Annotated in this window: 24 protein-coding genes; 9 read left to right on the plus strand and 15 right to left on the minus strand. The window is 63.7% G+C overall.

Features of this window, described 5'->3' with window-relative positions:
* Window positions 1-115 precede the first annotated feature (115 nt).
* Genes PKA57_RS11115 through PKA57_RS11125 form a run of 3 tightly spaced genes read left to right on the plus strand, consistent with a single transcriptional unit; the run spans window position 116 to window position 1,996 of the window.
* Window positions 116-676, plus strand: coding sequence for a PadR family transcriptional regulator (locus tag PKA57_RS11115; protein ID WP_324300520.1), 561 nt, complete (start codon window positions 116-118; stop codon window positions 674-676).
* Between the two features lie 25 nt (window positions 677-701).
* Complete coding sequence (locus tag PKA57_RS11120) at window positions 702-1,355, plus strand: class I SAM-dependent methyltransferase (protein WP_324300521.1); 654 nt, start codon at window positions 702-704, stop codon at window positions 1,353-1,355.
* Window positions 1,356-1,357: 2 nt separating this feature from the next.
* A complete protein-coding gene (locus PKA57_RS11125) occupies window positions 1,358-1,996 on the plus strand; it encodes a class I SAM-dependent methyltransferase (protein ID WP_324300523.1) in 639 nt (212 codons plus the stop codon).
* Here the strand turns inward: PKA57_RS11125 and zapE are convergent.
* Window positions 1,969-3,090: a cell division protein ZapE gene (zapE, locus tag PKA57_RS11130; RefSeq protein ID WP_324300525.1), complete on the minus strand. Its 1,122-nt coding sequence runs from the start codon at window positions 3,088-3,090 to the stop codon at window positions 1,969-1,971. The two genes, PKA57_RS11125 and zapE, sit on opposite strands and share 28 nt — an antisense overlap.
* Before the next feature lie 90 nt (window positions 3,091-3,180).
* Between zapE and PKA57_RS11135 the strand changes: the two genes are divergently transcribed.
* The 3 genes from PKA57_RS11135 to PKA57_RS11145 all read left to right on the plus strand — a co-directional run bounded on the left by PKA57_RS11135 (window position 3,181) and on the right by PKA57_RS11145 (window position 4,566).
* The gene (locus PKA57_RS11135; protein WP_324300528.1) at window positions 3,181-3,498 is read left to right on the plus strand and encodes a pyrophosphatase; all 318 of its coding nucleotides are present in this window, start codon (window positions 3,181-3,183) and stop codon (window positions 3,496-3,498) included.
* Window positions 3,499-3,763: 265 nt separating this feature from the next.
* Complete coding sequence (locus PKA57_RS11140; protein ID WP_324300530.1) at window positions 3,764-4,051, plus strand: dynamin; 288 nt, start codon at window positions 3,764-3,766, stop codon at window positions 4,049-4,051.
* Between the two features lie 206 nt (window positions 4,052-4,257).
* Window positions 4,258-4,566, plus strand: a complete 309-nt coding sequence (locus tag PKA57_RS11145; protein ID WP_324300532.1) for a hypothetical protein — start codon at window positions 4,258-4,260, stop codon at window positions 4,564-4,566.
* A gap of 79 nt (window positions 4,567-4,645) precedes the next feature.
* Here PKA57_RS11145 and PKA57_RS11150 read toward each other — a convergent pair whose 3' ends face one another.
* Both PKA57_RS11150 and PKA57_RS11155 read right to left on the minus strand, forming a co-directional pair.
* Window positions 4,646-5,497 (minus strand): ABC transporter permease, encoded by an 852-nt coding sequence (locus tag PKA57_RS11150; RefSeq protein ID WP_324300534.1) that lies wholly within the window; start codon window positions 5,495-5,497, stop codon window positions 4,646-4,648.
* The gene (locus tag PKA57_RS11155; RefSeq protein WP_324300536.1) at window positions 5,451-6,257 is read right to left on the minus strand and encodes an ATP-binding cassette domain-containing protein; all 807 of its coding nucleotides are present in this window, start codon (window positions 6,255-6,257) and stop codon (window positions 5,451-5,453) included. The genes PKA57_RS11150 and PKA57_RS11155 overlap by 47 nt, the downstream gene beginning before the upstream one ends.
* A gap of 334 nt (window positions 6,258-6,591) precedes the next feature.
* Between PKA57_RS11155 and PKA57_RS11160 the strand changes: the two genes are divergently transcribed.
* The gene (locus tag PKA57_RS11160) at window positions 6,592-7,128 is read left to right on the plus strand and encodes a hypothetical protein (RefSeq protein ID WP_324300538.1); all 537 of its coding nucleotides are present in this window, start codon (window positions 6,592-6,594) and stop codon (window positions 7,126-7,128) included.
* A 3-nt stretch (window positions 7,129-7,131) separates the two neighbouring features.
* On the opposite strand, the gene PKA57_RS11165 is transcribed toward PKA57_RS11160, so the two are convergent.
* The 5 genes from PKA57_RS11165 to sdhC all read right to left on the minus strand — a co-directional run bounded on the left by PKA57_RS11165 (window position 7,132) and on the right by sdhC (window position 10,967).
* Window positions 7,132-7,527 (minus strand): GFA family protein, encoded by a 396-nt coding sequence (locus PKA57_RS11165; RefSeq protein ID WP_324300540.1) that lies wholly within the window; start codon window positions 7,525-7,527, stop codon window positions 7,132-7,134.
* Window positions 7,528-7,612: 85 nt separating this feature from the next.
* Entirely contained in the window at window positions 7,613-8,386 is a 774-nt protein-coding gene (locus PKA57_RS11170; RefSeq protein ID WP_324300542.1) for a succinate dehydrogenase iron-sulfur subunit, read from the minus strand.
* A gap of 18 nt (window positions 8,387-8,404) precedes the next feature.
* Window positions 8,405-10,195, minus strand: a complete 1,791-nt coding sequence (gene sdhA / locus PKA57_RS11175; protein WP_324300544.1) for a succinate dehydrogenase flavoprotein subunit — start codon at window positions 10,193-10,195, stop codon at window positions 8,405-8,407.
* Between the two features lie 20 nt (window positions 10,196-10,215).
* Window positions 10,216-10,563: a succinate dehydrogenase, hydrophobic membrane anchor protein gene (sdhD, locus tag PKA57_RS11180; RefSeq protein WP_324300546.1), complete on the minus strand. Its 348-nt coding sequence runs from the start codon at window positions 10,561-10,563 to the stop codon at window positions 10,216-10,218.
* Window positions 10,563-10,967: a succinate dehydrogenase, cytochrome b556 subunit gene (sdhC, locus tag PKA57_RS11185; RefSeq protein WP_324300548.1), complete on the minus strand. Its 405-nt coding sequence runs from the start codon at window positions 10,965-10,967 to the stop codon at window positions 10,563-10,565. The genes sdhD and sdhC overlap by 1 nt, the downstream gene beginning before the upstream one ends.
* A 323-nt stretch (window positions 10,968-11,290) precedes the next feature.
* Here sdhC and PKA57_RS11190 point away from each other — a divergent pair, with 323 nt between their 5' ends.
* Window positions 11,291-11,743, plus strand: coding sequence for a PaaI family thioesterase (locus tag PKA57_RS11190; protein ID WP_324300550.1), 453 nt, complete (start codon window positions 11,291-11,293; stop codon window positions 11,741-11,743).
* Between the two features lie 6 nt (window positions 11,744-11,749).
* Here the strand turns inward: PKA57_RS11190 and PKA57_RS11195 are convergent, their stop codons facing one another.
* The 3 genes from PKA57_RS11195 to PKA57_RS11205 all read right to left on the minus strand — a co-directional run bounded on the left by PKA57_RS11195 (window position 11,750) and on the right by PKA57_RS11205 (window position 14,331).
* Window positions 11,750-12,271 carry a PAS domain-containing protein gene (locus tag PKA57_RS11195; protein ID WP_324300552.1) on the minus strand — a complete coding sequence of 174 codons (522 nt, stop codon included), beginning with the start codon at window positions 12,269-12,271 and terminating at the stop codon, window positions 11,750-11,752.
* A 123-nt stretch (window positions 12,272-12,394) separates the two neighbouring features.
* Complete coding sequence (locus PKA57_RS11200; protein WP_324300554.1) at window positions 12,395-13,444, minus strand: MaoC family dehydratase; 1,050 nt, start codon at window positions 13,442-13,444, stop codon at window positions 12,395-12,397.
* A complete protein-coding gene (locus PKA57_RS11205) occupies window positions 13,441-14,331 on the minus strand; it encodes a CoA ester lyase (protein WP_324300556.1) in 891 nt (296 codons plus the stop codon). Before PKA57_RS11205 ends, PKA57_RS11200 begins: the two co-directional genes overlap by 4 nt.
* A 108-nt stretch (window positions 14,332-14,439) precedes the next feature.
* Between PKA57_RS11205 and pdxY the strand changes: the two genes are divergently transcribed.
* Window positions 14,440-15,285, plus strand: coding sequence for a pyridoxal kinase (gene pdxY / locus PKA57_RS11210; RefSeq protein WP_324300558.1), 846 nt, complete (start codon window positions 14,440-14,442; stop codon window positions 15,283-15,285).
* A gap of 3 nt (window positions 15,286-15,288) precedes the next feature.
* On the opposite strand, the gene PKA57_RS11215 is transcribed toward pdxY, so the two are convergent.
* The 4 genes from PKA57_RS11215 to PKA57_RS11230 form a co-directional block, all read right to left on the minus strand.
* Complete coding sequence (locus PKA57_RS11215; RefSeq protein WP_324300560.1) at window positions 15,289-16,311, minus strand: aspartate-semialdehyde dehydrogenase; 1,023 nt, start codon at window positions 16,309-16,311, stop codon at window positions 15,289-15,291.
* Window positions 16,312-16,332: 21 nt separating this feature from the next.
* On the minus strand, window positions 16,333-17,439 hold the full coding sequence (gene leuB, locus PKA57_RS11220; protein WP_324300562.1) for a 3-isopropylmalate dehydrogenase: 1,107 nt from the start codon (window positions 17,437-17,439) through the stop codon (window positions 16,333-16,335).
* A gap of 108 nt (window positions 17,440-17,547) precedes the next feature.
* On the minus strand, window positions 17,548-18,153 hold the full coding sequence (gene leuD / locus PKA57_RS11225; protein WP_324300564.1) for a 3-isopropylmalate dehydratase small subunit: 606 nt from the start codon (window positions 18,151-18,153) through the stop codon (window positions 17,548-17,550).
* A 70-nt stretch (window positions 18,154-18,223) separates the two neighbouring features.
* Window positions 18,224-18,562 (minus strand): endonuclease domain-containing protein, encoded by a 339-nt coding sequence (locus PKA57_RS11230; protein ID WP_324300566.1) that lies wholly within the window; start codon window positions 18,560-18,562, stop codon window positions 18,224-18,226.
* Between the last annotated feature and the right edge of the window lie 162 nt (window positions 18,563-18,724).

An 18,724-nucleotide genomic window follows, 5' to 3' on the forward strand; every position in this document is an offset into this window, starting at 1 on the left:
CAGAACGCCCGCCGAGAACGCCCGCCCTTGTGCGGGACGCGGGCCCGCCCCTTGACTTCGATATGTAAAGATATATCTTTAACTTCGATATATCGAAACACTATCGGAAATATCCATGTTCAAGCATTTCAGAGCCCATCGTCATGGGCACGATCTCGGCGGGAGGGATCGCGACTGGCACACATTCGGCCCGCACCATCATCGCCGCGGACGGCGCCGCCGCGCCTTCGAGCAGGGAGATCTGCGTTTCGTCATCCTGCGGCTCATCGCCGAGGAGCCGCGCCACGGCTATGACATCATCAAGGCCATCGAGGACGCCTTCGGCGGCACCTACAGCCCGAGCCCCGGCGTCATCTATCCGACCCTGACCCTGCTCGAGGATCAGGGCTTTGCGAGCGTGTCGCCCGGCGAAGGCTCCAAGAAGCTCTACACGATCACGTCCGCGGGCGAGGCTTTCCTCGCCGACAACAAGGCGACGCTCGACGCGATCGTCGCGCGCATGGAGGAAGCCAGCCGCCGCTTCCGCGCCGGACCCGCGCCGGAAATCGTCCGGGCGGTCGAGAATTTCCGCACCGCGCTTCGCCTGCGGCTCGAGCGCGCGCCGCTCTCGTCGAATGAAATCGCCGCCATCGCCGAGGCGATCGATGCCGCCGCCGCGAAAATCGAACGCTGCTGATCAACGCGAAGAGGGAGGCCCTTCCATGTCACGCTCACTCCTGCCGGAAGCGATCGAGGCCTATTCGGCATCGCTCGTGATCGAAACAGAGGCGCAGAAGAAGCTCCGCATCGAGACCGCGAAGCTGCCCATGGCGCAGATGCAGATCGGTCCCGACCAGGGCGCCTTCCTCACGCTCCTTGTCGGCGCCATCGGCGCAAGGAGGGCCATCGAGATCGGCACCTTCACCGGCTATAGCGCCATTGCCATCGCCCGCGGCCTCGCGCCGAACGGAACGCTGCTCTGCTGCGACGTGAGCGAGGAATGGACTTCCATCGCACGCCGCTACTGGAAGGAGGCGGGCCTTGAGAAGCGCATCGAACTGAAGCTCGCCCCCGCGCTTGAAACGCTCGAGGGGCTCATCCGCGCGGGCAAGGAAGGCACCTTCGACTTCGCCTTCATTGACGCCGACAAGACCGGCTACGACGCCTATTACGAAGCCTGTCTCAAGCTGCTGCGTCCCGGAGGCGTGATCGCGCTCGACAACATGCTCTGGAGCGGCGCCGTCGTGAAGCCGGAAATAAAGGACGACGACACCGTCGCGATCCGCGCGCTCAACACGAAAATTTCGGCCGACACCCGCGTCGACGCATCGCTGCTGACCGTCGGCGATGGCGTGATGCTCGCACGAAAGAAATAGATGTGGCGGATTCCGTTCCCCAGCCCATGCGGCCTCATGGCCTCGCCGGCCGCATCTTCGGCGTTCTCATGGAACGCACGAACCGCCCGGCCTATGAGCGCGCGGCGAGCCTCATCGATCTGTCGCCCGAAGGCCGCTTTCTCGAAATCGGTTTCGGCACCGGCAGGCTTGCCGAGATGATGGCGTCGCGCGCCACGGCGGGATTGGTCGCGGGCGTCGATCCCTCCCCGCTCATGGTCGAAACGGCCCGCCGCCGCCTCCATCATATGGGCGTCCGCCATGAACTCCTCGAAGGAACCGCCGAAATCCTTCCCTGGCCCGATGCGAGCTTCGATGCCGCCGCCGCCCTTCACAGCTTCCAGTTCTGGCCGGACCCGGTCGCCGCGCTCACCGAGATACGCCGCGTGCTGCGCCCCGGCGGCCGACTGATACTCATCCTGCGCAATCACGGACGCAGACAGCTCGACTGGCTCCCCAATCCCTGGAGCCGCACGCCGAACGAAATCGAGGATGCGCTGACGCTGCTCGCCCGAACGGGATTTTCGGCCGGGCGCGTCAGACCCGATGCCGGAACGTCTGCCGTCATCGTCGCAGCCGCCGCCTCCGATGCGGATCAGTCGGCCGCGCGCAAGCCCATATAGTCCGTGCTCTGCATTTCCATGAGCCGCGACACGGTGCGCTCGAAGGCGAAGGCGCCATCGCCCTTCGGATAGAGCGCGGATGGCTCGGCAGCGGCCGAGACGATGAGCTTGGTCTTGGCCTCGTAGAGCGCGTCGATGAGGGTCACGAAGCGCTTGGCCTCGTTGCGACGCTCCGGGCTCATCATCGGCACATCGTCGATGAGAACGGTGTGGAAGCTCTGCGCGATCTTGATGTAGTCGGCGGCGCCGAGCGGCCGGGCGCAAAGCTCCTCGAATGAAAAGCGCGCGACCCCATGGGCGGCCTGCGGCACCTCCACGGCGCGCCCTTTGAGCGCAAGCGTCATCGGATGGCCGCGTTCCTTGTCGGTGAGGCGGTGGAAAGCCCTGTCGAGGGCCGAGCGCGATTCGGCCCCGAGCGGCGTGTAATAGACCGGCAGGCCCATCATCCTGTCGAGACGATAATCGGTGGCGCTGTCGAGATGGACGACATCCATCCGCTCCTTCACGAGATCGATGAAGGGCAGGAAGCGATGCCGGTTAAGACCGCCTTCATAGAGCCGGTCGGGCGCGATATTCGAGGTGGCGACGATGATGACGCCGAGATCGAAGAGCTGCGTGAAAAGACGGCCGAGGATCGAGGCGTCGGCAATGTCCTGCACCTGGAATTCGTCGAAGCAGAGAAGCGCCGCCTCCCTCGCGATCTCCTGCGCGACCGGCGGGATCGGATCGCCGCCCTTCACCGCGCCCGACTTCTCGCGCTGGCGCCAGTTGAAGATGCGCTCATGCGTTTCGAGCATGAAGGCATGGAAATGGACGCGCCGCTTCGGCCGGATGCGGACGTGATCGAAGAACAGATCCATCAGCATCGACTTGCCGCGTCCGACATCGCCCCAGATATAGACGCCTTCGGGCGGCGTCAGCGCCTTGCCGAAGCCGAGGCGCGCGAAGGGGCCGACCTTCTTGCCCGGCTTCCAGTCTGCAAGCTCGACGGCCAGATGCTGAAGCCGCTCGGCGGCGCGCGCCTGTGCGGGGTCGGCTGCGATCTCGCCCTTCTCGATCTTCCGGCGATAGGCGGCAAGCGGTCCCTTGTTCATTCTTCAGCAGAGGCCAGGTAAGAACATTGATAGAACATTGTGCTGTCGATAGAGTTCCGGAACCGGAAGGGATGCGCCCAGGGATCAGCCATGCATCAGCTCGAGGAACTTGCCGGCCTTTTTGAAAAGGCGTCCGAAGCCCATGCAGCTTCGCACGGAATAGCCCGAAACGACGACTGGTTCATCCTGAAAATGCAGGAGGAACTGGGCGAGCTGACGCAAGCCTGGATGAGGCTGACCGCGCGGGGCCGCCGTCAGGGCCGGTCGGATACCGAACTCAGAGAAGATCTCGCCAATGAGGCGGCCGACCTCCTCGGCCACATTCTGCTTTTCGTCCATCGGCACGGAATCGAGCTTGCGCCCGCGATCCGGCGCAAATGGCGGTTCGATCCGCTCGGGAATGAATGAAACATTCTCCGCGCCGTCGCATGACTGCAACATTCGCCTAAGGACGTGACTTCGCTCATCTTTTTCAGGCGCAACCGCCGCTCATGTGATGCGCTGCCACGGAAACGACGTTCCATAAGGCGTTTCATACTGGCGCTCCGGCGACATTTGACTAGCATTCCACCGGGGCCCGGGGGATTCGCGCCCGTGGAACCTGGCGGGAGCAACGGCTGCAGCAGGCCCGCATGAAACAAACGGCCGCAGAACACAGTTAAGAGGAACGACAATGTCCAACTCCGTGAAAGTCATCATCGCAGTAATTGTGATCGCCGTGGTTTTGCTCGTCGGCTACAAGCTGACCAACAAGGGTACTCCGACAGAAACGACCGGCACGCCGACGACGTCCGAGACGGCGCCTGCCGAAGCACCGGCAACGCCCGCCGCGCCGGAAAGCGCGCCTGCGCAGAGCGCGCCGGCCGAGACCGAGCATGCGCCTGCTACCTCCGAGCCGGCCGCGCCGTCCGAGCCCGCTCCGGCCACGCCGTCGGAACCGGCTCCGTCCGGCCAGCAATAAGCTCCCCCGGAGCTGAAGTTCAGCCCGCGCATCGAAAGATACGCGGGCTTTTCATTGGCACGGCGCATATGCCGATGACGCACGCAGACCACGCCCCACCGTTCACCCTGGGTTCAGGTGAACTTCGCCAGAGTCGCTTCCACAAGGAAACTGTTGTCCCGGATTTTGCATCGGGCCCGACAGTCCACACCCGAAAGGAACGACCCATGCTGAAGATTCGCGATGTCATAGTTGCCGCGACCCTCGTTGCGGTTGCTCCAGCCCTCGCTCTTGCTGCCGAAACCACAACTCCGCCAGCGACGACCGCGCCCGCCACACCCGAAGCGACGACGGCCGCTCCGGCCGGCACGGCCGAAAAGGCTCCTGAAATGGAGAAGAAGGAGAAGAAGGAGAAGAAGGAGCACAAGAAGCTGAAGCACAAGAAGACCGAGAAAATGGAGAAGAAGGAGAAGATGGAGAAGATGGAGAAGAAGGAACCGGGCACCTCCGCTCCTTCGACCGAAACTCCGAAATAACCATCTCGTCCGGACAAACCCTGCGCAGCCACGCTGCGCGGGGTTTTTCCTGTCTACGGCAAAGCAGTGGTGCGACGGCTCAGGTCGCCAGCCGCGGATACATTCTCCCACCGATCAAGACGAGAACGGCAAGCGTGAGCGCAAGCACCGAGAAATCGACCGCGAGCCCGAAGCCGCTTTCGCCATCCGCAAGCATCAGCGCGCGCAAGCCATCGACCGTGTAGCTCAGCGGATTGAGATAGGACACGCCCTGTAGCCAGCCGGGCATGATGCTCATCGGGTAGATCGCATTGCTCGCAAAGAAGAGCGGCATGGTGAGCACCTGGCCGATGCCCATGAAGCGTTCGCGCGTTTTGACGATGCAGGCGATGATGAGCGAGAAGGTCGAGAACAGCGCCGCTCCCAGAAACACCAGCAGAACGACACCGACAAGCGCCCACGGCGCCCAGAGAATCCTGACGCCGAGCGCGAGCGCCACCAGATAGATGATGGCCGCCTGCGTGACCGCGCGAAGCCCCGACGACAAGGCCTTGCCAAGCACGAGCGCCGTGCGCGGCGTGGGGCTTGCGAGAAACTTGTGCACGATGCCGAGATCGCGCTCCCAGATGACCGAGATGCCGTTGAAGATCGCGATGAAAAGCACGCTCTGCGCCAGAATGCCCGGCGCGAGAAAGGCGATATAGCTGATGCTTCCGGTCGGAATGGCGTGCGTTCGCGCGAAGACCTGACCGAAGACGAGAAGCCAGAGCATCGGCTGGATGGCCCGCGTGAAAAGCTCCGTCGGATCGTGGCGCAGCTTGCGCACATCCATATCGGAGATGGCGAGCACCTTGAGGATATAGCCCGCAGCATGGCCCCAGAGCGCGATGACGGGGCGCCGCCCCTCAACCGAGCCTTTGGGTCGTGTGTCGCGTACCGGCTGTTTCGGCATAGCCGCCCTCGCTTTCGGCGCCCCCTCTGGTGAAATCGACGAAGAGTTCATCGAGGCTCGCATCGGCATCGCCGCTCGCGGCGCGAAGCTCGGCGAGCGTGCCGATGGCCGCGACCCTTCCGCTCTGCATGATGGCGACGCGCCCGCAGAGCTTTTCGGCCTCATCCATGTAATGCGTCGTCAGGACGATCGTCGCGCCGAAGCTCCGGCGCAGTTCGAGGATGTGGTCCCACACCGCCTCGCGCGCCACGGGATCGAGGCCGACGGTCGGCTCGTCGAGAAAGAGAAGCCTTGGCCGGTGCATCATGGATTGCGCGATTTCGAGCCTGCGGATCATGCCGCCGGAATAGGTGGCGACGAGGCGGCCGGCAGCAGCGGCAAGCCCCATGAATTCGAGCGCCTCCTCGATGCGCCCGGCCTGAAGCCGGCGCGGAATGTCATAGAGCTGCGCAAAGACCTTCAGATTCTCATAGCCGGTAAGTTCCCCGTCGGCCGAAAGCGCCTGCGGCACATAGCCGATGATGCGGCGGACCCTGGCGGGCTCGCGCCTGACATCGTAGCCGCCGACTTCGGCCGCGCCCGAACTCGGCGGCAGCAGTGTCGTCAGCATCTTGATGAGCGTGCTCTTGCCCGCGCCGTTGCGGCCGAGAAGACCGAACACCTCGCCGGTCTCGACCGTCAGCGTCACCCGGTCGACGGCGACGAGATCTCCGAACCAGCGCGTAAGCTCGTGCGTCTCGAGAATGGGCCGGGCCGCCATCGCACTGTCTCCCGCCTCGCCAGCGCCCCCGCGCCCGATCATGCGGCGCCGCAAGGCCGCATGAAATCCGTAGAACTCCCTAGGGGCGGGCCCTCCGGCCGTTCACCGGCGGTTCAGCTTTGGCGGCTATGCTCATTTCCACGCCTTCGATGGCGACACCACAAGTGGCGGCGGAGCCCCGGCTGCGTTTGAGCGCCCCGGCCTATCTCTCGCCCCCCGACCGGCCCGCGTCTTTCCTCGAGGCGCGGGCCGTCCCTTTTTTGGCGAGCCATTTGCCCTGGCGCCGGTCCCGGTGCAGCATGAAGGTGCCTCTGCGACCCCATGGAGAGCCGACATGCACGGATGCCGACTGGCCGCCATATTGGCGGCGTCCCTTCTTCTCTCCGCCTGCTTCGTGAGCAAGGTCCCGCTCTTCGGCCCCGCAGAGGCGGATTATCCGGTCCCGGACGGTGCGCGCTTCGCCGCCTTCAAGCTCGATGACAATGGCAGCCGCGCCTCGGCGCCGCCGCGCCATCTCACCGTCACGAGAAAGGGCGCCGATTATCTCTACACATTCGATGGTGAGGAGCCCGTCGCGGGCCTGCTCGACGACATTGGCGGCGGCGACTACATCGCCCTCATCCGCGACAGCGAGAAGCCGGGCGAGGCCGTCTACGGCCTTCTCCGCCAGAAGGGCGAGGGCTGGCTGCGCTTCGCACCCGAATGCAGCGACTTCATCCGCGTCGCGGAACGCCATGGCGAAAGCGCCGGGACCTTCAACATCACGCGCAGCGGCAATGACTGCGCCTTCTCATCCTATGACGATCTCAAACGCGCATTGGCCGCCGCCGCCCGCTATACCGCGCCGGACACGGAATATGTGCGAGAATAGGCGCTACTCGCGGCTCAGATGGGCAAGCGAGGCGCCATGCGCTTCCCAGTTCTGCCCGTCGAAGGGGCGGATGGTGACCTCGCCGAATTCCGAGCGGTCGAGACAGCGGAAATTGACGCTCCAGCCGTCGGGATTTGAACGCGGCACATAGAAGGGTTTGACCCCGCAGACCGAGCAGAAGAGATGCCGCGCCGTGCCGGTGTTGAACCGGTACTCGGTGAGCCGCTCCTCGCCCGAGAGAATGCGAAAGCGCGAGGCCGGCACGATGAGATGGAGATAGCCCGTCTTCGCGCAGATGGAGCAGTTGCAATCGTCGAGCACGATGTCACGCGCAGTCTCGACCTCGAAGGTCACCGCACCACAATGACATGCGCCCTTGTGCCAGTCTCTCTCGCTCATGGCGCGACTATGCGATGGCGGAGTGCGGGTGGCAAAGAAAAAGGCCGCTCCGGGGAGCGGCCTCGTTCGGTCGCGGTGGCGGCGATCAGGCCCGCCCGACCATCATCTTCTTGATCTCGGCAATGGCCTTGGCCGGGTTCAGACCCTTCGGGCAGGCCTTCGCGCAATTCATGATGGTGTGGCAGCGATAGAGCTTGAAGGGGTCCTCGAGCTTGTCGAGGCGTTCCTGCGTCGCCTGATCGCGGCTGTCGACGAGCCAGCGATAGGCCTGCAGCAGCGCCGCCGGGCCGAGATAGCGGTCGCCGTTCCACCAGTAGGACGGGCAGGACGTCGAGCAGCAGGCGCAGAGAATGCACTCATAGAGCCCGTCGAGCTTCTCGCGATCCTCGTGGGATTGCAGCCATTCCTTCTTCGGCTCTTCGGTCTTGGTGTGGAGCCAGGGTTCGATGGAAGCGTGCTGCGCGTAGAAATTGGTCAGATCGGGCACGAGATCCTTCACGACCGGCATGTGCGGCAGCGGATAGATCCTCACATCGCCGTCGATCTCGTCGATGCCCTTGGTGCAGGCGAGCGTGTTCGCCCCGTCGATATTCATGGCGCAGGAGCCGCAAATGCCTTCACGGCAAGACCGGCGGAAGGTCAGCGTCTGATCGACCTCGTTCTTGATCTTGATGAGGGCGTCGAGAACCATCGGCCCGCATTTGTCGAGATCGACCTCGAACGTGTCGATGCGCGGGTTCGCGGTGTCGTCGGGCGACCATCGGTAGACGCGGAACCGCTTGACGCGCGTCGCGCCTTCCGCCTTGAAGGTCTTGCCTTCCGTGGTCTGGGAATTCTTGGGCAGTGTGAGCTGAACCATGATCGAACCCTTCGCGTCTCAGTAAACGCGCGCCTTCGGCTTGATGTACTCGATTTCGTCGGAAAGTGTGTAGGTGTGGACCGGGCGGTAATCGACGGCGGTCTTGCCCGTCTCGGTGTCGACCCAGCAAAGCGTGTGCTTCATCCAGTTATCGTCGTCGCGCTCGGGGAAATCCTCGCGGGCATGGGCGCCGCGGCTTTCCTTGCGGCCCACCGCGCCCTCGACGGTCGCGATCGCCTGAACGATGAGGTTGTCGAATTCCAGCGTCTCGATGAGATCGGAGTTCCAGATGAGCGAACGGTCGGTGACGCGGATATCGGGAAGCTCCGCGAAAATCTCGGCCACGCGCCGCTTGCCTTCCTCCAGCGTCTCGCCGGTGCGGAAGACGGCGACGTCCTCCTGCATGGCGCGCTGCATCTTGAGGCGGAGCGCCGCTGTCGGCGTCTTGCCGTTCGCGTTGCGGAAGCGGTCGAGACGGGCGAGCGCGAAGTCGCCGGCGCCCTTCGGCAGCTCCGGCTGCGACTTCTGATCCTTGAGAAGCTCGGCGGCGCGGATGCCTGCCGCCCGGCCGAAGACCACGAGGTCGATGAGCGAGTTCGAGCCCAGACGGTTCGCGCCGTGAACCGAAACGCAGGCCGCCTCGCCGACCGCCATCAGGCCCGGCACCACCGTGTTCGGGTTGCCGTCCTTCAGCGTCAACACTTCGCCGTGATAGTTGGTCGGGATGCCGCCCATGTTGTAGTGGACGGTCGGCAGGACCGGGATCGGCTCCCTCGTCACGTCGACGCCCGCGAAAATGCGCGCCGATTCCGAAATGCCGGGCAGACGTTCCTTCAGGATCGCCGGGTCGAGGTGATCGAGGTGAAGGAAGATGTGATCCTTGTGCGGACCGACGCCGCGTCCCTCGCGGATTTCGATCGTCATGGCGCGGCTGACGACGTCGCGCGAGGCAAGATCCTTGGCGGAAGGCGCATAACGCTCCATGAAGCGCTCGCCTTCCGAATTGACGAGATAGCCGCCTTCGCCGCGCGCGCCCTCGGTGATGAGGCAGCCCGAGCCGTAAATGCCGGTCGGGTGGAACTGCACGAACTCCATGTCCTGGAGCGCGAGCCCCGCGCGCAGCACCATCGCATTGCCGTCGCCGGTGCAGGTATGGGCGGAGGTGGCCGAGAAATAGGCGCGGCCATAGCCGCCCGTCGCCAGAATGACGATGCTGGAACGGAAGCGGTGCATCTCGCCCGTCGCCATGTCGAGCGCGACGACGCCGACGCAGCGGCCATTGTCCATGATGAGGTCGATGGCGAAATATTCGACGAAGAACTGCGCCTTGTGGCGGACCGACTGGCCATAAAGCGTGTGCAGCATCGCATGGCCGGTGCGGTCGGCGGCGGCGCAGGTGCGCTGCGCGATGCCTTCACCGAAATTGGTCGTCATGCCGCCAAAGGGACGCTGATAGATCCGGCCGTCCTCGGTGCGGCTGAAGGGCACGCCGAAATGCTCAAGCTCGTAGACCGCGTCCGGCGCATGGCGGCAGAGATATTCGATCGCGTCCTGATCGCCGAGCCAGTCCGACCCCTTCACGGTGTCGTACATGTGCCAGCGCCAGTCGTCCGGCCCCATATTGCCGAGCGAGGCGGCGACACCGCCCTGCGCCGCGACCGTGTGGCTGCGCGTCGGAAAGACCTTTGTGATGTTCGCGGTCTTGAGGCCGCGCTCGACGCAGCCGAGCGTCGCGCGCAGTCCCGCGCCACCGGCGCCCACCACCACCACATCGAATGTATGATCGTTGAAGCTGTAACTCGCGGTCATGGGACTTGCTCGTGAAATGATCAGAAACCGATGAGGATTTTCAGCGCCGCGTAGATGCTGCCGAGAACGACCGCCGCACAGAAAAGGAAATTGCCCGTCTTCGACAGTTTGTGGAGGGTGCTGTCCTGCACATAGTCGTCGATGATCTCGTTCATGCCGATGCGCATATGGACCGCCGTCGCGATGACGAGGAGGACGACAACGCCCGCCACCAGCGGATTGGCGAGGCAGGCGCGCGCCGTCTCATAGTCGCTGCCCGCGAGCGCGACGACGAGAGCGACGAAAATCAGCCCGAGCGGGACGAGCGCGAACGCCGTCAGGCGCTGGCGGCGGAAATCGCGGGTTGCGGATTTTCCGGACTGGGCCATCAGAACACCCCCTTGAGGGAAAGAGCCACGACCCAGACGGCGATCGTGCTCACGAAAGCGATGATGAGCGCAGCCCAGCTCAGCATGTCCGCCTTGCGAAGCTCGAAGCCCTGGATGCGGTCCCAGATGAGATAGCGGATACCGCTGAAGAGATGGTGGAGCAGCGCCCAGCTATAGCCGAAGAGCACGAGGCGGCCGATCCACGAGCCGGCGACATCCTGGAAGAGCGCATAGGCTTCGGGGCCCGTCGCCGCCGCCACAAGCCACCAGACGAGAAGCGCCGTACCGAAATAAAGCGCGCCGCCCGTGATGCGGTGGACGATCGACATCGTCATGGTGATTGTGAAGCGATAAATCTGAAGATGCGGCGAAAGCGGCCGCGCGACCTGTTGCGTCTTAGCCATCTCAAGGTCCCCGAATGGGTCTGCGGGTGGGCTGTGATGTTTGTTGTTTATCCCCTGATTCCCCCGAACGCAAATGCGGAGACAGGGCGCGCGCGGCAGGCTCCGCGCGCCTGAGCTGTTTTGCGAATCGTTCTCACACAAGCGTCGAGCCGGCCCGGCCCCCCGTCGGGCCCGCGCAATGCGCTTTGCGCGGATGGGAGACCCGCTAACCCCATGAACCCGCAACGTCAGCCCCACTTCCGCAACAGGCATTGCGCGGGTGGAGAATTGTCGCCGATCCGCAAATCTCCAAAACCTCGCCGAAGCAGAGGAGACGAACGGCCATGACCGCACCATCGAACGAAAAAGAAGTCCTCGAACAGCTCACCCGAACGCTCGAGGAGCAGCCCTTCGCCCGACTCGTGGGGACGAAGATCACGCATGTCGAGCGGGGCCGGGTGGAGCTCACGGTGGAGAACCGGCCCGAGCTTGCCCAGCAGGCAGGTTTCCTTCACGGCGGGGTCATCGGCTATCTCGCTGACAATAGCTGCGCCTTCGCGGCGGGCACGGTCCGGCCGGAGGGCGCGGCGGGGCTCGTCACCTCGGAGTACAAGGTGAACATCCTGCGGCCGGCGACCGGCACGCGCGTCATCGCCCGGAGCGAGGTCGTCCGCGCGGGCCGCATCCAGTGCGTCGCCGAAGCGCGCATCTATTGCGACGAGGGAGGCGAGGAAAAGCTCGTCGCCATCGCGCTCGCGACCCTCGTCTATGTCTATGGCAATGCGAAAGCGGTCTGAGCCGCCTCAGAAGGCGATGTCCGGCACGCCGAAGCCGATATCGAGCCAGTGCCAGACGGTCGAATGTTCGACGCGATCGATATGTGGCTTCGGCGCAAAGGTGCCGAGCTCGAAATTCACATAGATGACGATGTGATCGGCCACGTCCTTGCCCTTCGAGATCGGCAGGATCGTGTATTCGTATGGCATGGAGCCGCCCTCGGCGATGCTTGCCGGCGTGATCTGCCAGAGGCCGCATGGCTGCTTGAGACATGCCATGACGCAATCATAGGCAAGCTGCCTGATCGACGGATCGGCAAGCTCCAGATAATCGACCCCGGTAAGATCGGTTTTGAGAAAATCGAAGAAGCCCGAGCCGACGAGCCTGAAGGGCAGCGCCATCCGATGCGGATCGGGCTCGATGATCGCAAACCAGCGAGCGAATTTCGCGAAATGCTTGAGGTCGATATCGCTGCGGTCGGGATAGGGCGCCTCGCCCCTCGCCGCCTCCCACGCCTCCTCGAAGGCGACGCTCAGCGCCGAGCGCATCGCGGGCGCTTTGGGAGCGGCTGAACCCTTTCCTGAACTCGATGTAAACATGGATCGCCCAATCACGTTGATACGAGCTTAACCACTTGTCCTGAACGAAACATGAAGGGCGCTCTGGGGGCGTCAGCGTCTCGGCATGAAGACCCAGTAGTCCAGATCAAGAATGACGCCTTCGGCATAGCCCCTTTCGAGCGCGCCCGGAAAATCGCTGCAGGGCAGATCTCTGGTCGCGATCGTGCGGATGCGGAGCGCGCCGAGATCGTCGCGATCGGCAATCGGTTCCTTCGCCAGAACCTCCGACCATGCAAAGACCGTATTGCCCGCAAAACACGGCGCGACATGCCGCCCGCCATTGATCGCGGCAACGAGCGCCGCATTGCCCAGCCCGTTGAAACTCAGCGCGCGGGCAAGCGAGATCACATGACCGCCATAGATGAGGCGGCGGCCGAAGCGGCCCTGCCCTTCCGTGAACTGATTGAAATGAACCTTCGCGGTGTTCTGATAGAGGCGCGTCGCCATCATGTGCTCGGCTTCCTCGATGGTGACGCCGTCGACATGATCGATCTTCTCGCCCGCCTCGTAATCGTCCCAGAGATGGGGCGAACCGGAGGCGATTGTATCGAACTCCTTGAAATTCGTGCCCGAAGGCGCTGCAAGAGCTTTCGCATCAACGGCGGCGGGAAGCTGCGACACGTCGGTTTCCGGCGCGGGCGCGGCCTTGTCGCGCTTCCGCACCATCACCCAGCGCACATAGTCGAGAACCGTCTCGCCCCTCTGGTTGCGGCCCGTCGAGCGCACATAGACGACGCCCGTCGCGCCGTCCGAATTCTGCTTGAGGCCGATGACCTCGGACGTCGCGGAAAGCGTGTCGCCCGGAAAGACGGGCTTCAGGAAGCGGCAGTCCGCATAGCCGAGATTGGCCACCGCATTGAGCGAGATGTCGGGCACCGTCTTGCCGAAGACGATGTGAAAGACGAGCATGTCGTCGAGCGGTGATTGCGCATAGCCGGCCTTGCGCGCAACCTCGTCGGAGGATTGCAGCGAAAAGCGCGAACCGAAAAATGCCTGATAGAGCGCGCGGTCGCCCTCCGTCACGGTGCGCGGCGTCGCATGATCGAGCACCTGCCCGACCTTGAAATCCTCGAAGAAGTTTCCGGCGTTCGTTTTCGTCATGCCTCAAGCTCCGCGATGGCATCGGCAATGGCGACGGTGCGCCTTGCGATTTCCGCATGAAGAATTTCGACCATGCGGCCCTCGACCTTGAGCACGCCCTTGCCCTTGTTCTCCGGCAGCTCGAAGGCCTCGATCGTCTTCCGCGCGAAGGCGACGGTTTCGGGATCGGGCGAGAAGATGCGGTTGCAAGGGGCGACCTGCGAGGGATGGATGAGCGTCTTGCCGTCGAAGCCCATGTCGCGGCCCTGCTCGCAGATGGCGACGAAGCCCTGCTCGTCCTTGATGTCATTATGGACGCCGTCGAGCGCGACGATGCCATAGGCCCGAGCCGCGATGATCGAAAGGCCGAGCGAGGCGAGCATCGGCACGCGGTCCGGCGTGTGTGCGGCGCGAAGCTCCTTGGCGATGTCGTTGGTGCCCATGACCCAGACGGACATGCGCGAGCCCGCCTCCTGCGCCTTCGCCGCGATAGACTGGATGTTGAGGATCGCAAGCGGCGTCTCGATCATGCACCAGAGCTGCAAGCCGTCCTTCGCCCCGGCCGCCGTCAGCGCGGCTTCGGCGCGCGCAACGTCCCCGGCGGAATTGATCTTGGGAACGAGAATGGCGTCCGGGCCCGCCGCGACCGCGGCCTTGATGTCGTCGATGCCCCAGGGCGTATCGAGCCCGTTCACGCGAATGACGATTTCACGCTTGCCATAACCGCCTTGCGCGACGGCGCCGATCACCTGCGCCCGCGCTTCTTCCTTCGCGTCCGGCGCCACGGCGTCCTCGAGATCGAGGATCAGCGCGTCAGCGGGAATCTCCCGCGCTTTTTCCATCGCGCGCGCATTCGATCCGGGCATGTAAAGCACGCTGCGGCGCGGACGGGCATTAATCAGGGACATGACTCTCTCCAGCGTCGGAAGTTCTCGCGGATACGGAATGCGGACACTATAAATCTTGTGGGGACGTGTGAAGCGGAATTGCGGGGGCTCGCTGCATGAGGAGTACGCATGGCGACGATCCTTTCCATCTCGAGCCAGGTCGTCTATGGGGCGGTCGGAAATTCCGCCGGCGCATTTGCGATGCAGCGGCTCGGCCACGAGGTCTGGCAGGTGCCGACCGTGCTTCTCGCTCATCATCCGGGTTACGGCAGCTTCGAGGGCGAGCTTCTCGGTGAGGAACTGATCGAGCGGCTGGTGCGCGCGCTCGACGAACGGGGCTGGCTTTCGCGCTGCGACGCCATCTTCTCCGGCTATCTCGCCAATGCCGAACAGGCGGGCGCCGTCGCCGATGCGGTCGCGCGCGTGAAGTCCGCCAATCCGAAGGCGCTTCATCTTTGCGACCCGATCATGGGCGACGAAAACGGCGCCTATGTGAGCGGCGCCGTCGAAGCCGCGCAGGCCGCGCTCGCGCTCCGCGCCGACATCGTGACACCGAACTGGTTCGAATTCGCGCGGCTTGCTGGCGAAGAGCCCGCCGATATCCGCGCCGCCATTCCCCTTGCGCGCAAGCTCGGCCCGAAAATCGTCACCATCACCTCGGCGCCCGCGCCCAAGGGCCGCATATCGAACCTCGCGGTCGAAGACAGGAAAGCCTATCGCGCCGAGACGGCGAGATATTCGGCCACCGACGATGCGATGACGCCAAAGGGCACGGGCGATCTCTTCGCCGCCATCTTTCTCTCGCGGCTCCTGAGCGGCGTGGCGGTGCCGCAGGCGCTCGCGCGCGCCTCCGCATGCTCGGCGGCTCTCATCCGCTCGAGCGTCGAGGCCGGCCGTGGCGAGCTTGCGCTCGCGCACGACCAGGCAATGATCTGGGATCCGGGCCTGCCGCCCAATATCGAGGTTTTCGCCTGAGCCTCAGGCGGCCTTCTTGAGGTAACGCGCGCCGAGAATTTCGGCGATCTGCACCGCATTGAGCGCCGCGCCCTTCCTCAGATTGTCGGAGACGATCCACATGGCAAGCCCGTTCTCGACGGTCGGGTCGACGCGGATGCGGCTGATATAGGTCGCATATTCGCCAACGCATTCGAGCGGCGTCACATAGCCGCCATCCTCGCGCTTGTCGACGACGAGACAGCCCGGCGCCTCGCGCAGGATTTCGCGCGCCTCATCATCCGTGATCGGATTTTCGAACTCGATATTGACCGCTTCCGAATGGCCGACAAAGACGGGCACGCGCACGCAGGTCGCCGTCACCTTGATCTTCGGGTCGAGCATCTTCTTCGTCTCGACCACCATCTTCCACTCTTCCTTCGTGTAGCCATCCTCCATGAACACATCGATATGGGGGATGACGTTGAAGGCGATCTGCTTGGTGAACTTCTTCTTCTCGATGGGATCGTTGACATAGATGGCGCGCGTCTGCTCGAAAAGCTCGTCCATGCCGTCCTTGCCCGCGCCGCTCGTCGACTGGTAGGTCGAGACGACGACACGCTTGATCCGCGCGACATCGTGGAGCGGTTTCAGCGCCACCACCATCTGCGCCGTCGAGCAGTTCGGGTTGGCGATGATCATTTTCTTCGTGTAGCCGCCGATGGCGTCGGAATTCACTTCCGGCACGACGAGCGGCACGTCGGGATCGGTGCGGAACTTCGACGAATTGTCGATGACGACGCAGCCCTGCGCGCCGATCCGCGCCGACCATTCGGCGGCGACCGTCGAGCCCGCCGACATGAGGCAGATATCGGTGCCGGAGAAGTCGTAATTCTCCAGCGCCTTCACCTTGAGGATCCTGTCGCCGTAGGAAACTTCCGTTCCCTGGCTCCGCCGCGAGGCGAGCGCCACCACCTCATCGGCGGGAAACTCGCGTTCGGCGAGGATGTTCAGCATCTCGCGGCCCACATTGCCCGTGGCCCCGACAACGGCAATTTTGTATCCCATCGGCTTTCTCCTGACGGCTCGTTATGCGTTCAGCCGGTCGAGTTCATTCAGGATCGCATCGCCCATCTGGACGGTGCCGACCTTCGTCATGCCGGCCTGCATGATGTCGCCGGTCCTCAGGCCCTGCGCGAGCACGCCGTCGACCGCCTTTTCAAGCAGATCGGCGCAAGCCCCGCGATCGAATGTGTAGCGCAGCGCCATTGCGAAGGAGAGGATCGAGGCGAGCGGATTGGCGACGCCCTGGCCCGCAATGTCGGGCGCGCTGCCATGCACCGGCTCATACATGGCCTTCGCCTTGCCGTTCGCATCCTTCGCGCCGAGCGAGGCGGAGGGCAGCATGCCGAGCGAGCCCGTCAGCATGGCGGCGATGTCGGAGAGAACGTCGCCAAAGAGATTGTCGGTGACGATGACGTCGAACTGCTTCGGATTGCGCACGAGCTGCATGGCGCAATTGTCGGCGAGCATGTGATCGAGCTTCACATCCGCGAACTTCTCCTTGTGGAGCTTCAGGACTTCCTCGTACCAGAGCACGCCCGACTTCATGACGTTGCGCTTCTCGACCGACATGACGCGATTGTCGCGCTTGCGGGCGAGGTCGAAGGCGACCTCCGCGATGCGGCGGATTTCATGCGTCGTATAGACCTGCGTGTCGACGCCGCGGCGCTCCCCATTGCCGAGATCGGTGATCTCCTTCGGCTCGCCGAAATAGACACCGCCCGTCAGCTCGCGCACGATCATGATGTCGAGGCCCTCGACGATCTCGCGCTTGAGCGAAGAGGCGTCCGCCAGCGCGGCGAAGCAGAGCGCGGGACGCAGATTGGCAAAAAGCTCGAGATCCTTGCGCAGCCGGAGAAGACCCGCCTCGGGCCGCCCCTCATAGGGAACGTCGTCCCATTTGGGGCCGCCCACCGCGCCGAGGAAGACGGCATCCGCGGCCTTCGCCTTCTCGACCGTCGCATCCGTCACCGCGACGCCGTGCTTGTCGTAGCAGCAGCCGCCGACCAGCTCATGCTCGATGGCGACGTCGAACTTGCGGTTCTTCGCATACCAGCCGATGACGCGCTCGACCTCGCCCATCACTTCCGGGCCGATGCCGTCGCCCGCCACGATCAGGATCTTCTTCGTCATTTCAAACTCTCTCGTCGTCATTGCCGGGCTAAACCCGGCAATCCAGGGCTCTTGCACCGTGCGTGTCATTCCAGATGCCCGGATGAACCCCGGGCATGACGAGCCTCGTCACAGCCAGGGCTGCTCGGCCTTGTGCTTCGTCTCATAGGTCGAAATCGCCGCTTCCCGCTTCAGCGTCAGGCCGACGCCGTCGAGCCCCTCGAGCAGGCAGTGCTTGCGGAAGGGATCGATGTCGAACTTGATGACGCCGCCATCGGGACCGCGGATTTCCTGCGCCTCGAGATCGACGGTGACGACAGCATTGCTCCCGCGCTCCGCGTCGTCCATCAGCTTGTCGACATCGGCCTGCGGCAGCACGATCGGCAGAATGCCGTTCTGGAAGCAGTTGTTGTAGAAGATGTCGGCAAAAGAGGGCGCGATGACGCAGCGAATGCCGAAATCGAGGAGCGCCCAGGGCGCATGCTCGCGCGAGGAGCCGCAGCCGAAATTCTCGCCGGTCACAAGAATCTGCGCATTGCGATAGGCCGGCTGGTTGAGCACGAAGTCGGGCTTCTCGTTGCCCTTCTCGTCAAAGCGCATCTCGTCGAAGAGATTCTTGCCGAGCCCCGTGCGCTTGATCGTCTTCAGGAACTGCTTGGGGATGATCATGTCGGTATCGACATTGATCATCGGCAGCGGCGCCGCGACGCCCGTGAGCTTGTTGAACTTGTCCATATCTTCTACCGCCTCTTATTGCCCCTCCCCTCGATGGGGAGGGGTTGGGGTGGGGTGATGTTTCGAATGATCAGATGAGACCCAGTTCCCGCCTGACCGTCTCTTCCACGCCCTCGATATTTGTCAGTACCTCGTTATTCCAGAAGCGCAGCACCCTGTAGCCCTCTCCCTGGAGCCATGCCGTCCGTTCCGCGTCGCGCGCAAGACCGGACTTCTCATTGTGCTGCCCGCCATCAACCTCGATCACCAGCTTGAATGAATGACAGGCAAAATCCGCGATATACGTTCCGATAGGCGCTTGCCGCCTGAAATGAAATCCTTCCGCCTTCAGCACTCTCAATTTCTGCCAGAGCGCCCTCTCGGCTTCTGTCTGGTTCCTCCGAAGCGTTCTGGCTCTTTCGTTCGCCATCGCCCGGCCGCACCTCATTGAAAGCGCTGTGGGCACCCCACCCCAACCCCTCCCCATGAAGGGGAGGGGCTTTGAGGCGCTATACTTTCCTCACATCGACGAAATGGCCCGCAATCGCCGCCGCCGCCGCCATGGCGGGCGAGACGAGATGCGTGCGCCCGC

Origin of the sequence: Parvibaculum sp. (assembly GCF_035325945.1) — a bacterium.
Lineage (GTDB): Bacteria > Pseudomonadota > Alphaproteobacteria > Parvibaculales > Parvibaculaceae > Parvibaculum.

Bases quoted from the DNA above. Each gene is read 5' to 3' on its own strand.
- PKA57_RS11115 (WP_324300520.1), top strand. From the start codon at position 116: ATGTTCAAGCATTTCAGAGCCCATCGTCATGGGCACGATCTCGGCGGG.
- PKA57_RS11120 (WP_324300521.1), top strand. From the start codon at position 702: ATGTCACGCTCACTCCTGCCGGAAGCGATCGAGGCCTATTCGGCATCG.
- zapE (WP_324300525.1), bottom strand. From the start codon at position 3,090: ATGAACAAGGGACCGCTTGCCGCCTATCGCCGGAAGATCGAGAAGGGC.
- PKA57_RS11135 (WP_324300528.1), top strand. From the start codon at position 3,181: ATGCATCAGCTCGAGGAACTTGCCGGCCTTTTTGAAAAGGCGTCCGAA.
- PKA57_RS11140 (WP_324300530.1), top strand. From the start codon at position 3,764: ATGTCCAACTCCGTGAAAGTCATCATCGCAGTAATTGTGATCGCCGTG.
- PKA57_RS11145 (WP_324300532.1), top strand. From the start codon at position 4,258: ATGCTGAAGATTCGCGATGTCATAGTTGCCGCGACCCTCGTTGCGGTT.
- PKA57_RS11150 (WP_324300534.1), bottom strand. From the start codon at position 5,497: ATGCCGAAACAGCCGGTACGCGACACACGACCCAAAGGCTCGGTTGAG.
- PKA57_RS11155 (WP_324300536.1), bottom strand. From the start codon at position 6,257: ATGGCGGCCCGGCCCATTCTCGAGACGCACGAGCTTACGCGCTGGTTC.
- PKA57_RS11160 (WP_324300538.1), top strand. From the start codon at position 6,592: ATGCACGGATGCCGACTGGCCGCCATATTGGCGGCGTCCCTTCTTCTC.
- PKA57_RS11165 (WP_324300540.1), bottom strand. From the start codon at position 7,527: ATGAGCGAGAGAGACTGGCACAAGGGCGCATGTCATTGTGGTGCGGTG.
- PKA57_RS11170 (WP_324300542.1), bottom strand. From the start codon at position 8,386: ATGGTTCAGCTCACACTGCCCAAGAATTCCCAGACCACGGAAGGCAAG.
- sdhA (WP_324300544.1), bottom strand. From the start codon at position 10,195: ATGACCGCGAGTTACAGCTTCAACGATCATACATTCGATGTGGTGGTG.
- sdhD (WP_324300546.1), bottom strand. From the start codon at position 10,563: ATGGCCCAGTCCGGAAAATCCGCAACCCGCGATTTCCGCCGCCAGCGC.
- sdhC (WP_324300548.1), bottom strand. From the start codon at position 10,967: ATGGCTAAGACGCAACAGGTCGCGCGGCCGCTTTCGCCGCATCTTCAG.
- PKA57_RS11190 (WP_324300550.1), top strand. From the start codon at position 11,291: ATGACCGCACCATCGAACGAAAAAGAAGTCCTCGAACAGCTCACCCGA.
- PKA57_RS11195 (WP_324300552.1), bottom strand. From the start codon at position 12,271: ATGCGCTCGGCGCTGAGCGTCGCCTTCGAGGAGGCGTGGGAGGCGGCG.
- PKA57_RS11200 (WP_324300554.1), bottom strand. From the start codon at position 13,444: ATGACGAAAACGAACGCCGGAAACTTCTTCGAGGATTTCAAGGTCGGG.
- PKA57_RS11205 (WP_324300556.1), bottom strand. From the start codon at position 14,331: ATGTCCCTGATTAATGCCCGTCCGCGCCGCAGCGTGCTTTACATGCCC.
- pdxY (WP_324300558.1), top strand. From the start codon at position 14,440: ATGGCGACGATCCTTTCCATCTCGAGCCAGGTCGTCTATGGGGCGGTC.
- PKA57_RS11215 (WP_324300560.1), bottom strand. From the start codon at position 16,311: ATGGGATACAAAATTGCCGTTGTCGGGGCCACGGGCAATGTGGGCCGC.
- leuB (WP_324300562.1), bottom strand. From the start codon at position 17,439: ATGACGAAGAAGATCCTGATCGTGGCGGGCGACGGCATCGGCCCGGAA.
- leuD (WP_324300564.1), bottom strand. From the start codon at position 18,153: ATGGACAAGTTCAACAAGCTCACGGGCGTCGCGGCGCCGCTGCCGATG.
- PKA57_RS11230 (WP_324300566.1), bottom strand. From the start codon at position 18,562: ATGGCGAACGAAAGAGCCAGAACGCTTCGGAGGAACCAGACAGAAGCC.